Genomic DNA, 13,101 nt, shown 5'->3' with positions numbered 1-13,101 from the left:
ACGGGGAAGGCTCATGCAGCGCCTCGTTCCTTCCTCCGTCAACGGTGAAGGGTCCCGAAAGGCGGATGGGGGAAGGCTTCGCGCCGCCGTCAGACCTTGGCGAGAATGCGCACGTCGACCGACCCACCGGCACGGAACGCCACCGTGCGCGAGCCGATCCGCTCGAAGCCCAGGTCGATGGTGTCGCCACCCACGTCCAGCCGATGCAGGGTCAGCCGGTCGACGCCCTCGGGCAGCTGCGGGCGGTCGATGCGCACCTCGCCGCGACGGCCATCGACGGTCACGCCAAGGCAGGCCTGCAGCATCATGAACACCGAGCCGGCCGCCCAGGCCTGCGGCAGGCAGGCGACCGGGTAGGCGATCGGCGGTTCGCCGGTGGCGCGCGGGAAGCCGCAGAACAGTTCGGGCAGGCGCATGCCGAAGTGCACCGCCGCCTCGAAGGTTTCGCCGAGCAGGCGCACGGCGTCTTCGCGCTCGCCGTAATGCGCCATGCCGGCGGCGCAGATCGCCACGTCATGCGGCCATACCGAACCGTCGTGGTAGGACATCGGGTTGTAGCGCGCCTGCTGCATGGCCAGGGTGCGCACGCCCCAGCCGCTGTCGAAGGGCGCCGTGCGGAACTGGCGGATCACCTTCTTCGCCCGCCACAGCTTGGGCAGGCCGACGTACAGCAGGTGCCCCACGTTGGACGCGCGCACGCGACAGAGCGTGTCGTCGCCGTCGCGCGCGATCCCGTAGTTGCTCATCTCCTCGTCCCAGAACAGCTCCTCGACCTTTTTGCGCATGAGGAGCGCGCGGTGGCGCCAGCCGGCCGCCGAATCGTCGTCGCCCCGCCGCTCGGCCAGGCGCGCCATCGCCGACAGCGCGGCGTACACGTAGCCCTGCACTTCCACCAGCGCGATCGGCGCCGCCGGAATGCGCCCGTCGGCGTGGAACACCGAATCCTCGCTGTCCTTCCAGCCCTGGTTGAGCAGGCCACCCTTCTCGCCCTGCGCGTAGGTGAGGAAACCGTGCGGATCGCGGTCGCAGGTGCGCTCGATCCAGCCCATCGCGGCGGTGAGCGCAGGCCACAGCTTGTCGACGAAGACGTCGTCGCCGGTGCGTTCGGCATACGCACCGGCGAGCATCACGTACAGGGGCGTGGTGTCGACGCCGCCGTAGTAGCGGCCGAACGGCACCTCGCCCAGATCGGCCATCTCGCTCTTGCGCGTCTCGTGCATGATCTTGCCCGGCGCCGAGTCGCGAAAGGCCGACGTTTCATGCGCCTGGTGCTCGGCCAGGTAGCCGAGCACACCGCGGGCCAGGCCGGCATCCAGCCACAGAAGCTGCAAGGCGGTGATGATGCCGTCGCGCCCGAACGGCGTGGCGAACCACGGGATGCCTGCGCAGGGATACGGACCGGTGGGAAATTCGCTGACCAGCAGCGCGATGTCCGCGCGCGAACGCTCGAGCCATGCATTGAACAGCCGCGCGTTGCTGCGTGGGCGCGCGCCATGGACGAGGCGTCGGCGCATGGCGCGGCGCGCCTTGGCGGCGGCGGCACGGAAGCGCTGGCGGCTGGGTTCGGCGTGCTCGGGGCCGATCTCGACGTAGAGCTCGGTGTTGCTCAGCCGCGGCAGCGTCAGGGTGAGCTCGGCCGATTCGCCATCCACGCGATCGGGCGTGGCCGAAAAGCAGATGACCGAGCTACGCGTGACGCCATCGAGGCCGTCGTAGCGCAACGCCACCGAGGCGTCCCCCACCCTGGGCGCATGCAGCACGCCCCGTTTCCTCCGCGGCGTTCCGCGCACTTCGAAGATGTCGCGGAAGTCCGCCGCGAAGTGCAGCGTCAGGGTCACCTGCACCTCGGTGTCGTCGTAGTTGACGCAGGAGATGCGCTCGTACATGCGCGCGCCCCACAGGAAGCGCGTGCGCTGCAGATGGATGACCCCCTGCGGCGTGGCGCGCTCGCCCATCGGCGGCAGCGGCTTGTTGGAAAGGTTGGCGGTGAACAGCACGTTGTCGTGGGCGATCGCCGCACTGAGCAACGAGGGCGGCTTGCCGCCCAGGTCCAGCGTGAAGGCGGACAGCATGCGGGTGTCGTTGTGGAAAAGTCCGCTGGAGTCGCCGCGGATGTCGCCATAGGCGTCGCAGACGACGAAGGTGTCGCCGGACTTGAGCGAATATTGCCCGCGCGAGGTGCCGGCCGAAGGGGTTTCGTCGTCTTGCGTCGCTTCACTCATCGTGCCGCCTCCCAGGCCACCGGCCACGCCGGCAGCGCCGGGGCGACACGGCAGCGTCGTTCGTAAAGGTCCACGTAGTTGCTTGCCATGATCTCGGCGGAGAAACGCCGCTCGAAGGTGGCGCGCACCTGCCGCCGGTCGATCTGCGGCAACCGGCGCACGGCGTCCACGGCTTCGGGTTCGCTATCGACGATGAAGCCGTTGACGCCATCGTCGATCACTTCCGGCACCGAACCGCAATTCCACGCGATCACCGGCGTGCTGCAGGCCATCGCCTCGATCATCACCAGACCGAAGGGCTCGGGCCAGTCGATCGGGAACAGCAGCGCCGCGGCATTGCCCAGGAAAGCCTCCTTGTCGCCATCGCCGATCTCCCCGATGAATTCCACCAGCGGGTCGTCCAGCAGCGGCTGGATCTCCTCGTGGAAGTAGGCGCGGTCGGCCAGGTCGACCTTGGCCGCGATCTTCAGCGGCATGCCGCTGGCACGGGCGATCGCGATGGCGCGGTCGGGCCGCTTCTCCGGCGAGATGCGGCCGAGGAAGGCAAGGTAGCCGCCCGCCGGATTGGGATGCGGGCGAAGCAGGTGTTCGGGCAGGCCGTGCGGCACGGTGCCGGCCCAGTTGGCGAAGTGCAGCGGCTGGCGCTGGTGGTGCGAGATCGATACCAGCGGGTACCGCGGCCAGCGCCGGTACACCTCGGCCAGGTCCTTCAAATCAAGCCGGCCGTGCAGCGTGGTCAGCGTGCGCCCGGCGCAATCTTCGAACATGGGGAAATGCAGCATGTCGACGTGGAAGTGCAGGACGTCGAATTCGTCCGCGCGGCGACGCACTTCCTGCAGCATCGACAGGTGCGCGGCCAGTTCGGATTTCTGCGTCGTGGGGTCGAGCCGGATCGCCTGGTCGCGCACCGCCACCAGCTCCGCGCGGGTGCGGGCATCGGCGCTGGCGAACAGGGTCACGTCGTGGCCCAGTTCGACCAGGGTATCGGTGAGCCAGGAGACGATGCGTTCGGTGCCGCCGTAAAGGCGCGGCGGAACCGATTCGCAGAGCGGGGTGATCTGGGCGATGCGCATGGGAATCCTCGGCGTCCGGCCTCCAGGCCTGAGGCGCCATCAGCGGGCCTCGTGCACGCCGCAACCGCCGGGCCGTCATTCCTTGGGCCGAAGCGTCCAGACCCTGTCGATCGGGCCCTATGGTCCAGGCCATATCGATTAGAATCGGCGGATGTCCCTGATCCAATTGCAGCGCGTCGATTTCAGCATCGGCGGCCCCCTCCTGCTTGCCGATGTCGACCTGTCGATCGAGCGCGGCGAACGCGTTTGCGTCGTCGGCCGCAATGGCGAGGGGAAGTCCACACTGATGAAGTTGATCGCCGGGGAATTGCACCCCGACGACGGTGAAGTGAGGGTGCAGAACGGCATCGTCGTGGCTCGGATGGCGCAGGAGGTGCCGCAATCGACCGCCGGCTCCGTGTTCGACGTAGTGGCCGAGGGCCTGGGCGACCTGGGCCTGCTGCTGGCGCGTTACCACCATTTGCTGGCCGCGGGCGACCTCGAGGCGCTCGGCGATGTCCAGCACGAGATCGAGGCGCGCCAGGGCTGGGATCTTGACCGCCGGGTGAACGAGGTGCTCGCGCGGCTCGAGCTGCCGGGCGAAACCGACTTCGCCGCGCTCTCCGGCGGCATGAAGCGCCGCGTGCTGCTGGCGCAGGCGCTGGTGCAGAAGCCCGACGTGCTGCTGCTGGACGAACCGACCAACCACCTGGACATCGAGGCGATCGACTGGCTCGAAGGTTTCCTCAAGTCCTTCGACGGCTCGATCGTGTTCGTGACCCACGATCGCAGTTTCCTGCGCGCACTGGCCACGCGCATCGTGGAGATCGACCGCGGCCAGCTCACCGACTGGCCCGGCGACTACGACAATTACCTGCGCCGGCGCGAGGAACGACTGCACGCCGAGGCCCAGGCCAACGCGCACTTCGACCGCAAGCTGGCGCAGGAGGAAGTGTGGATCCGCCAGGGCATCAAGGCCCGGCGCACCCGCAACGAAGGCCGCGTGCGGGCGCTCAAGGCGATGCGTCGCGAACGCGCCGAGCGGCGCGAGCTCTCGGGCAACGCGAAGATGACGCTGGCCAGCGCGCAGGCCTCGGGCAAGAAGGTGATCGAGCTCGACCACGTGCACCAGGCCTACGGCGGCCGCGTGCTGATCGACGATCTCTCGACCACCGTCATGCGCGGCGACCGCATCGGCATCATCGGTCCCAACGGCGCGGGCAAGAGCACGCTGCTGAAGATCATGCTCGGCGAACTTAAGCCCCAGCGCGGCACGGTGGAGCTCGGCACCGGCATCCAGATCGCGTATTTCGACCAGCACCGCGTGCAACTGGACGAGCGGCTCAACGCGCTCGACAACGTGGCACAGGGGCGCGAGTACATCGAGCTCGGCGGGCAGCGCAAGCACGTGATCGGCTACCTGCAGGATTTCCTGTTCTCGCCCGAGCGCGCGCGCGCACCGATCACCCGCCTCTCCGGCGGCGAGCGCAACCGCCTGCTGCTGGCCAAGCTGTTCGCCCAGCCATCCAACCTGCTGGTGATGGACGAACCGACCAACGACCTGGACGTGGAAACGCTGGAGCTGCTCGAAGAGCTGCTGACCGAGTACACCGGCACGCTGCTGCTGGTCTCGCACGACCGCGCATTCCTGGACAACGTGGTCTCCAGCACGCTGGTGCTCGAGGGCGAGGGCCAGGTCGGCGAATACGTGGGCGGCTACAGCGACTGGTTGCGCCAGCGCCCCGCGCCGCCGGCTGCCACCCCGGCCAGGAGCACAGCTGCACCCGCCGCCAGTCCCGCCGCCGCGCCCGCGCCGGTTCCCGTCCGGCGCAAGCTGAGCTTCAAGGACCAGCGTGAGCTGGAGCTGTTGCCGGTGCGCATCGAGCAGCTCGAAAGCGAAGTCGCCGAGCGCTCGGCCGCCATGAACGAGCCCGCGTTCTTCCAGCAGGACAGCGCCACCATCGTGCAGGCCAACGAAGCCCTCGCGAAGCTGCAGACCGAGCTCGACACGGCCTACGCCCGCTGGAGCGAACTGGAAGGCTGAGCCGGGCTAGCGGCCACGCACGGGGTGCGCTCCTACGAGGATGTACCCGCGGGCCGGGCGGGCAACCACAGGCACGCCAGCGCGCCCGGCTTCCCATCGTCGCGCGCGGACAGCGCCACGCCGCCGTCGTGCGCCTCGGCGATCTGCCGCGCCAGCGCCAGGCCGATGCCGGAACCGCCGGGCTTGGTGGTGAAGAAAGGCACGAACAGGTTCTCGCTCGGCGGCGGCCCGGGGCCGTCGTCCAGGACCTCGATCGACGCCCGCTCGCCCTGCCGGCGCCAGCGCACGCGCACATGGCCTTCCGCAGCCTCGACCGCGTTGCGCACCAGGTTGATCAAGGCCTGCTCCAGCTGATCGGCATCGCCGTCGACCATCAGCGGGCCGCCCTCTTCCAGCGTGACCTCGCATGCGTGCGCCAATGGCAGCCGCGCAACCTTCGCGACCACGTCGCGCAGGTCCAGCGGGGTGCGTTGCGGCGAGGGCAGGCGCGCCAGCTTCCCGTAGCCGGTGAGGAAGCGCGCCAGCGCCCCGGCGCGGTTCCCGATGACTTCCAGCCCCTTGCGGAAATCCTCCCGCCAATCCTCCGGCAACGGTTCGCGCGCCGCGAGCGTGGCAAGCGTGCCGGCCATCGACTGGATCGGCGCCAGCGAGTTGTTGACCTCGTGCCCGAGCACGCGCAGCAGGCGCTGCCAGGCGGCACGTTCCTCCTCGCGCAGCACGCGGCCGACGTCGTTGATCACCAGCAGCCGCCCGCCGCGTCCGCCACTGCGCAACGCCGCATGGCGCACCTGGAAGCGGCCGCTGCGGCCCGGAAACGCGTGCAGGGCGACCTGGTCCGGCGGCCCATCCAGCAGGCCTGCAAGGCCGAGCTCGGCGGCGCCCAGGCCGAACAACCGGTGGCGACCGGCATCGAGCAGGCGCTGCCCCGCCGGGTTCATCAGGCGCAAGGTGAGCGCCTCGTCGAACACGAATACGGCACTGTCCAGCGCGGTCAGGGTTTTGCCCAGCAGGTGCGCCGACTCCTCGAACTCGAGGCGTTCCTTCTGCAGCCGCTCGGCCAGCGCATTGATGTCGTAGACCACGTCGCCCAGTACGCCGCCCTGTACGCCGCGCAGGCTGTAGTCACCCTCGCGCAGCGCTTCGAGCAGGCCGGACAGGGTGTACAGCGGGAACACCACGCGGCGGTACTGCCACCGCGTCAGCGCGATGGTCAGGATGGCGGCTACGGCGAGCAGCACCCAGCGCAGGGCGGCTTCCGCCGGCGGCCGCAGAACGAGCAGCAGCGCGGCCAGTAACGCCGGTGCGGCCACCAGCAGGCTGCCGGCGAGCACGCGCCGCTCGAAGCGCGGCATGCGACCGGCACGTGCGAGCGGCTCAGTCCCCGGCATCGGTACCGGCCGCGCGCAGGTCGTGTTTCTCCAGCCGGCGGTACAGCGACTGGCGTGTGATGCCCAGCGCATCGGCCGCGCGCTGCAGGTTGCCTTCGTGGCGCTCGACCGCTCGCGCGACCAGCCAGGCCTCGGCCTGCTCCAGGGTCATGCCGTCGAGATCCAGCGACGGTTGGGCCGGTGCACCGAAATTGAGCGCCGCCGCGTCCACCTGGTCGCGGTCGGCCAGGAGCGCGGCGCGCTCCATCAGGTGCTGCAGTTCGCGCACGTTGCCGGGCCAGCGCCAGGCGAGCAGTGCGCGCTCGGCCGAGGGCCCCAGCGCCAGGCCGTGGCGACCGTAGCGTTGCGCGCTGCGGGCCAGGAATGCGCGGGCCAGCGGCAGGATGTCTTCCACGCGCTCGCGCAGCGGCGGCAGGCGGACCTCCAGCGTGTTGAGGCGGTAGAGCAGATCCTTGCGGAAGCGGCCGGCGGCGACGTCGGCGTCGAGGTCGGCATTGGTCGCCGACACCAGCCGCACGTCGACCTTCTGCGTGCGCGAGGAACCGAGCCGTTCGAACTCCCCGTCCTCCAGCACGCGCAGCAGCTTGGGCTGCTGCGCGGCCGGCACGTTGCCGACCTCGTCCATGAACAGCGTGCCGCCGTCGGCCAGTTCGAAGCGGCCGATGCGCTCGCCCTTGGCGTCGGTGTACGCGCCGCGCACGTGGCCGAACATCTCCGACTCGAACACGCTCTCGGCGATGCCGCCCATGTTGACCTTGACCAGCGAGCGCGCGGCCCGTCCCGAGCGTTCGTGCAGCAGTTGCGCGATCACGCCCTTGCCGGTGCCGTTCTCGCCGAGCACCAGCACGTTGGCGTCGCTGGGCGCGATGCGCGCGACCAGCTCCAGCACGCGGCGCATCGACGCCGATTCGGCGATCACGTCGGCCGAGCCGCGCAGCAGTGCGTTCTCGGCCTCCAGGCGGCGCTGCCGGCGCGAGCCCTCGGACAGAGCGATCTGCGCACGCAGCACGCGCAGCAGGCGCGCGTTGTCCCACGGCTTCTCGATGAAATCGGCGGCGCCCCGGCGCATCGCCTCCACGGCCAGCGGCACGTTGCCCCAGGCGGTCATCACCACGACCGGCAGCTCCGGCGCCTGTTCGCGCAAGCGCGCCAGCAGGTCGAGTCCCTCCTCGCCCGAGGTGGTGTCGCGGGTGTAGTTGAGGTCGATCAGCGCGCAGGCGAACTCCCGTCGGCGCAAGGCGTCCAGCGCCGCGAACGGACCGTCGGCGGCCACGCTGGCCAGGCCGTCGGATTTCAGCAGCAGGCGCAGCGCTTCGCGCACGTCGGCCTGGTCGTCGGCCAGCAACACGGTGGGGTCGGGCTTGGTCATGCGGTCGCCTGGTTTATGGAAATGCAGCATAGCGCCCTGCTCACTCGCCCCTCCCGGGAGAGAGAGAGCTGGAGCGCGTCACTCGTACCTCAACGCCACCGCCGGATCGACGCGCAACGCGCGCACCACCGGCAGCAGCGACGACAGCAGCGCGATGCCGGCCACCAGCACCATCACCGGCAGCAGCACGGCCGCATCGTGCGCCCGCGTATGCAGGCCCGGATCGGCCAGCAGGTTCGACCACGGCCACGCCAGCGCCAGCCCGATCGCCAGGCCCAGGCCGAGCTGCCACGACACCTGCCGCCCCACCTCGCGCACCACGGCGCCATGGCCGGCGCCGATCGCGCGACGGATGCCGATTTCGCGCGTGCGCTGCGCCACCGAGAAGGCGAGCACGCCGTACAGGCCTGCCGCAGCGAGCAGCAGTGCCACCAGGCCCAGCGCGCTGAACACCTCGGTCAGTACGACCAGGTAGACGCGGTCCGTCGCGGCGCCGCGCGCCTGGCTGTGCAATGCATAGGCGGCGGCCTGCGCATCCACGCCGTGCACCACGGCGGCCAGCCGCGGTGCGTAGGTCCCCGCGGCGCCGCGCACGCGCACCGCCAGGCCCACCGCCTGCAGCGGACCCATGTGTGCGGACTGCGCCAGCGGCACCAGCAGGCCGGGCCGCGCCCGCTCGAGCGCGCTGTCCAGTTGCAGCGGCTCGGTCACGCCCACCACGGTGAGCGTGCTGGTGTATTCGCGATCGGGATAAAGCACCAGGTGTTGGCCCAGCGCGTCGCGTCCTGGCCACAGGGCCGCGGCGGTCTTGCGGTCCACTACCGCCACCGGCAGGCTGCCGGCCGCGTCGCGCGCGTCGAAGAAGCGGCCTTCGAGCAGGCGCACGCCGAACACGTCGAGGAAGTACGGGTCGACGATACCCATCTGCGCTTCCGGCCACCCGTCGACCGGACGCGGCTGGCCTTCGGCGGCGACGGTTTCGTGGCTGCCCAGCTCGGCGCCCGGCACGGTGTTGGTGGCGGTCGCCGCCAGCACGCCCGCGTCGACCCGCAGGCGCTCGCCGGCGCGTTCGAGGAAGCCGATGCGCGCGGCGCTGTCGGGATAGCCCGGACGCGGCAGCGCGACGTGCGCGGTCAGCACCTGGTCGGCGTGCTGCGCGCCGGCGAGCGGCTGGGAAAGCAGATGGTCGAGCGCGCGCACGAACATGCCGGCGCCGACCAGCAGCACCACGGTCAAGGCGATCTCCGCCACCACCAGCCCACGGGCCACCCGCGCGAAGCCGCCGGCGGAACCCTTGCCGCCATCGTGCAGCGCGTCCTTCAGGTCAGTGCGCCCGGCGCGCCAGGCGGGAACGACGCCGGCCAGCGCGGTGCTTGCCAGCGCCACGGCGACGGCGAAGCCCAGCACGCTGCCGTCGACGCCGAAACGCAGGAACGTAGCAGGTGCCTTGTCGCTTTCGGCGAAGGTCGCCAGCAGCCAGCGGTTGCCGTAGTGAGCGATCGGCAGCGCGGCCGCCAGCGCCGCGGCGCACAGCCACAGGCTTTCGGCCAGCGCGCCTGCCATCAGCCGCGCGCGGCCGCAACCCAGTGCGCTGCGCACGGCCATCTCGCGGCGGCGGTTGAGCGTCTGCACCAGTTGCAGGTTGGCCACGTTCACGCAGGCCAGCAACAGCACCAGCACGCCGGCGCCGAACATCAGCCAAACCCAGTGGCGGGTGTCCTCCTGCACGAAGCTGGTTGAAAACGGCTTGATCACCAGTTGCTGCTGCTCGCGCCACTTGGGCAGCTCGCGACGCAGGCGCGCGTCCAGCGCGGAGAGTTCCTGCCGCGCCGCCGCGAGCGTGGTACCGGTCTTCAATCGCGCGACCATGTACAGGTCCGTGCCGTGCGCGGGATCCAGGCGCAGCGGCATCCACAATTGGGGATCGCCGCCGAGGAAGGCGAAACTGGCCGGCATCACGCCGACCACGGTGGCCCAGTCGCCATTGACGCGCACCGCGCGGCCGACGACATGCGGATCTGCGGCAAAGGCGTGCCGCCACAGGTCCTCGCCCAGCAGCACCACCGGCGGCGTGCCCGGCTGGTCGTCTGTGGCCAGCAGGCCACGGCCGAGCAGCGGCCTGGCGCCCAGCAGGTCCATCATCGAGGCGGTCAGCCGCACGCCATCCATACGCGTGGCTCCGCCGCCGGTATCGAGCGACACCCCGACGCCGAGGTAGCCGCCGGTGGCATCCACGCCGCGCAACGATGCCGCAAGGCGCAGATATTGATCGGTGTCGAGGTCGCCGATGCCGATGCCGGTATCGCCGACACTTCCGTTGCCGCGGTTGAGTTCGCCCACCGCCATCAAACGGTCGCCATACGGCAGCGGCAGGGGCGTCAGGATCAGCGTGTTGATCAGGCTGAACAGGAACACCACCACGCCCAGCCCCACGCCGAGCACGGCGATGGAAAGCGCGGCATACCCGGGTCGGTGCGCCAGCCTGCGCCAGGCGGCCTGCAGTTCTCGCAGCAGCATCTCTTCACTCCCCTTGCAAGGCACGCATCGGCGGCACGCGCGCAGCGCGCAGCGCGGGCAGCAGGCAGGCGAACAGCCCGGCCACGGCCAACGCCACGCAGGCGCCGCCCACCACGGTCGCGTCGAACCCGCGGGTTCCGTTGAGCATCATGAGCGGCAGCGCCATGAAGGCGTGCGACAGGCCGAGCGTGGCCGCGATGCCGATCGCCAGGCCCGGGGCGACCTGCAGCAAACCGCCGTGCAGCACAAGCCGTGCGAGTCGCCCGGGCGGCGCGCCCAGCGCCAGGCGTACGCCGAGCTCGCGTTCGCGCGCGGCCACAGCTACCGCCATCACCGCATACAGGCCCGCCACCGCCAGCAGCAGCGCCAGTGCCGCGAACACGCCGATCAGCAACAGGTTCAGCCGCGCATCGGCGGTGGTCGCATGGACGATGCTGCGCATCGTGCGCATTCGGGCGATCGGCTGCCTCGGAGCGATCCCGGCCAGCGCGGCACGCACGCCCGCGCCCCAGTCTGCGGGGTTGCCCTGGCCGCGCAGCGCGAAACGCAGCGATTCCAGCTCGCGGAAGACCATCATCGTCGACGCCGGCATCTGCGCCAGCGGCACGTACACCACCGGCTGGTGGGGCTGCAGCGGCCCGCGCTGGTAAGTGGCGCCCACCACGCCGACGATCCGCGCCCGCACGGGCGTGGTGTTGGGGACCTCCACGTCGATGGCATGTCCCACTGCATGCCCGTCGTAGTACTTGTCGGAAAGGTCCCGGCTGACGATGGCCACCGGCTCGCCGCCGCGCACGTCGCTCGCGTCGAAATCGCGGCCCTCGCGCAGCGGGATGGCGAAGAGATCGAGAAAGCCCTGGCCAATGCCGTGCAACTGCGCCTGCAACTCGGTGCCTGCCGGCGTACGCACGCCGTTGTTGAACGAGCCGTAGTTATCGTCGCTGGTCGGCAGGTTGGTTGTTACGGCCGCCCCGGTCACGCCGGGCACCGCGCGCAACTGCTCCACCAGCCTGCGGGAAAGCTCCAGCAGGGATGCCATGTCCGGGTAATCGCCCTTCACCGGAGCCAGTTCGAAGGTGAGCACGTTGTCCTGGTCATAGCCCAACTGGAGGCGCGAGGCGTCGTACAGGGCATGCATGAAAATGCCCGCGGTACTGAGCAGGACCGCCGCCAGCGCGACCTGTGCGACAACCAACGCGCGGCTCAGGCGGCCGCTGCGCAAACCGATCCCGTGGCGCCCTCCTTGCCGCAGCTCTTCGAGGGTCGAGGCGCCGCGACTGCGCCACAATCCCAGCACGGCGGCCAGCGATGTTCCGAGCACGCCAATGCAGGCAGCCCCCAGCCAGTCGGCCACGCCGATGTGGATACTCCCGCCCCATAGCCAGGAAGCGGGGATGAAGCCCTGCACCACGGCAAGGCCCGCGGCGGCCAACGCCATGCCGAGCAATGTGCCGCATCCGCCGACCAGCAGACCCTCGCCCAGCGCCGGCAGCATCAACCTGAAGGTGGACGCACCGAGGGCACCGCGCACGGCCGCGTCGTGATTGCGCGACAGCGCGCGCAGCAGCATCAGGTTGGCCAGGTTGACCAGCGCGATCAGCAGCACGACCAGGGCGCTCGCCAGAAAAAGCATGAGCATCGGCCGCGTCTGCTGCTGGAAGGCATCGGCCAGGCGCTCGGCGCCGAAGCGCGGGCGCGTCCAGTCGCCGCCCATGCCCATGTCGCGAAACATCGCGCGCTCGTGCGCGTCGGCCTGCGCGGCCACGGTCGCCACGTCCACGCCGTCGGCCAGTCGCCCGATCGCGACGGCGCCGTTGTGGTTGTAGTCGCGGCTGGCAACCGGCAACGCGGTAGGCAACATCACGTCGCCCGGGCCCAGCAGGCGGTTGAAGGCCGCCGGCAGGACGCCGACGATGGTGTGCGGCCGGCCTTCGATCTCCAGCCGGCGGCCGATGACGCCGGCGTCGCCGCCGTATGCGCGTTGCCACAGGTCGTAACCGAGCAGCACCGCCTCGGGGCCGCCGGGGTGGTCCTCCTGGGCATTGAAGTTGCGGCCAAGCGATGGCTGCAAGCCCAGCGTGGGCAACAGGTAGCGATCGAGCCGGATCATCGGCACCTGCGCCGGATCGCCGGCGCCGGCAATGTTCACCGCCGCGCCGAAATGCACCAGGCCCAGTGAACGCAAGCCTTCCGGTGGCCCGAGGTACTGGTATTCGTGGGGCGAGATGCCGCCCACGTGGCCGTTGTCCCACCATGGCCCCAGTGTCACCAGCCGTTCCGCACGCGGCACCGGCAAGGGCCTCAGCACGGTGTTCTGGATCAGTGCGAATACGGCGACGCTGGCGCCGATGCCCAGCGCCAGCACGCCGCTGGCCAGCAGCAGGAAACCCGGGCGACGAAGGTTGCCGCGCCACGACCGGACGATCTCGGCCAACCAGACGTTCATCAGCGATCCCCTTCCTGGACCATGGGTGGCGTGCGGACTGCAAGGTGTCTCATCGCGGCTCCA

General features: G+C 70.3%; 7 protein-coding genes. 1 reads left to right on the top strand and 6 read right to left on the bottom strand.

Features of this window, described 5'->3' with window-relative positions:
* Positions 1-89: 89 nt before the first annotated feature.
* On the bottom strand, positions 90-2,222 hold the full coding sequence (locus tag LQ772_RS01955) for an amylo-alpha-1,6-glucosidase (RefSeq protein ID WP_231323501.1): 2,133 nt from the start codon (positions 2,220-2,222) through the stop codon (positions 90-92).
* The gene (locus LQ772_RS01950; RefSeq protein ID WP_231323499.1) at positions 2,219-3,295 is read right to left on the bottom strand and encodes a glycosyltransferase family 4 protein; all 1,077 of its coding nucleotides are present in this window, start codon (positions 3,293-3,295) and stop codon (positions 2,219-2,221) included. Before LQ772_RS01950 ends, LQ772_RS01955 begins: the two co-directional genes overlap by 4 nt.
* 151 nt (positions 3,296-3,446) lie before the next feature.
* On the opposite strand from LQ772_RS01950, the gene LQ772_RS01945 reads away from it, so the two are divergent.
* Complete coding sequence (locus LQ772_RS01945) at positions 3,447-5,318, top strand: ATP-binding cassette domain-containing protein (RefSeq protein ID WP_231323496.1); 1,872 nt, start codon at positions 3,447-3,449, stop codon at positions 5,316-5,318.
* Between the two features lie 32 nt (positions 5,319-5,350).
* Here the strand turns inward: LQ772_RS01945 and LQ772_RS01940 are convergent, their stop codons facing one another.
* The 4 genes from LQ772_RS01940 to LQ772_RS01925 form a co-directional block, all read right to left on the bottom strand.
* Positions 5,351-6,670 carry a sensor histidine kinase gene (locus tag LQ772_RS01940; RefSeq protein ID WP_231323494.1) on the bottom strand — a complete coding sequence of 440 codons (1,320 nt, stop codon included), beginning with the start codon at positions 6,668-6,670 and terminating at the stop codon, positions 5,351-5,353.
* Between the two features lie 22 nt (positions 6,671-6,692).
* Positions 6,693-8,075 (bottom strand): sigma-54-dependent transcriptional regulator, encoded by a 1,383-nt coding sequence (locus tag LQ772_RS01935; protein WP_231323491.1) that lies wholly within the window; start codon positions 8,073-8,075, stop codon positions 6,693-6,695.
* Between the two features lie 78 nt (positions 8,076-8,153).
* On the bottom strand, positions 8,154-10,592 hold the full coding sequence (locus tag LQ772_RS01930; RefSeq protein WP_231323489.1) for an ADOP family duplicated permease: 2,439 nt from the start codon (positions 10,590-10,592) through the stop codon (positions 8,154-8,156).
* A 4-nt stretch (positions 10,593-10,596) separates the two neighbouring features.
* Positions 10,597-13,038, bottom strand: coding sequence for an ABC transporter permease (locus tag LQ772_RS01925; protein ID WP_231323487.1), 2,442 nt, complete (start codon positions 13,036-13,038; stop codon positions 10,597-10,599).
* Positions 13,039-13,101: the final 63 nt, after the last annotated feature.

Source organism: Frateuria edaphi, from assembly GCF_021117405.1.
GTDB classification, from domain to species: domain Bacteria; phylum Pseudomonadota; class Gammaproteobacteria; order Xanthomonadales; family Rhodanobacteraceae; genus Frateuria_A; species Frateuria_A edaphi.
The sequence above is the reverse complement of the archived record's forward strand: the minus strand, read 5'-3'. Positions and strand labels throughout refer to the sequence as shown.

Excerpts from the sequence above, each read along its gene's own strand:
- LQ772_RS01955 (WP_231323501.1), bottom strand. The coding sequence starts at position 2,222 with ATGAGTGAAGCGACGCAAGACGACGAAACCCCTTCGGCCGGCACCTCG.
- LQ772_RS01950 (WP_231323499.1), bottom strand. The coding sequence starts at position 3,295 with ATGCGCATCGCCCAGATCACCCCGCTCTGCGAATCGGTTCCGCCGCGC.
- LQ772_RS01945 (WP_231323496.1), top strand. The coding sequence starts at position 3,447 with ATGTCCCTGATCCAATTGCAGCGCGTCGATTTCAGCATCGGCGGCCCC.
- LQ772_RS01940 (WP_231323494.1), bottom strand. The coding sequence starts at position 6,670 with ATGCCGCGCTTCGAGCGGCGCGTGCTCGCCGGCAGCCTGCTGGTGGCC.
- LQ772_RS01935 (WP_231323491.1), bottom strand. The coding sequence starts at position 8,075 with ATGACCAAGCCCGACCCCACCGTGTTGCTGGCCGACGACCAGGCCGAC.
- LQ772_RS01930 (WP_231323489.1), bottom strand. The coding sequence starts at position 10,592 with ATGCTGCTGCGAGAACTGCAGGCCGCCTGGCGCAGGCTGGCGCACCGA.
- LQ772_RS01925 (WP_231323487.1), bottom strand. The coding sequence starts at position 13,038 with ATGAACGTCTGGTTGGCCGAGATCGTCCGGTCGTGGCGCGGCAACCTT.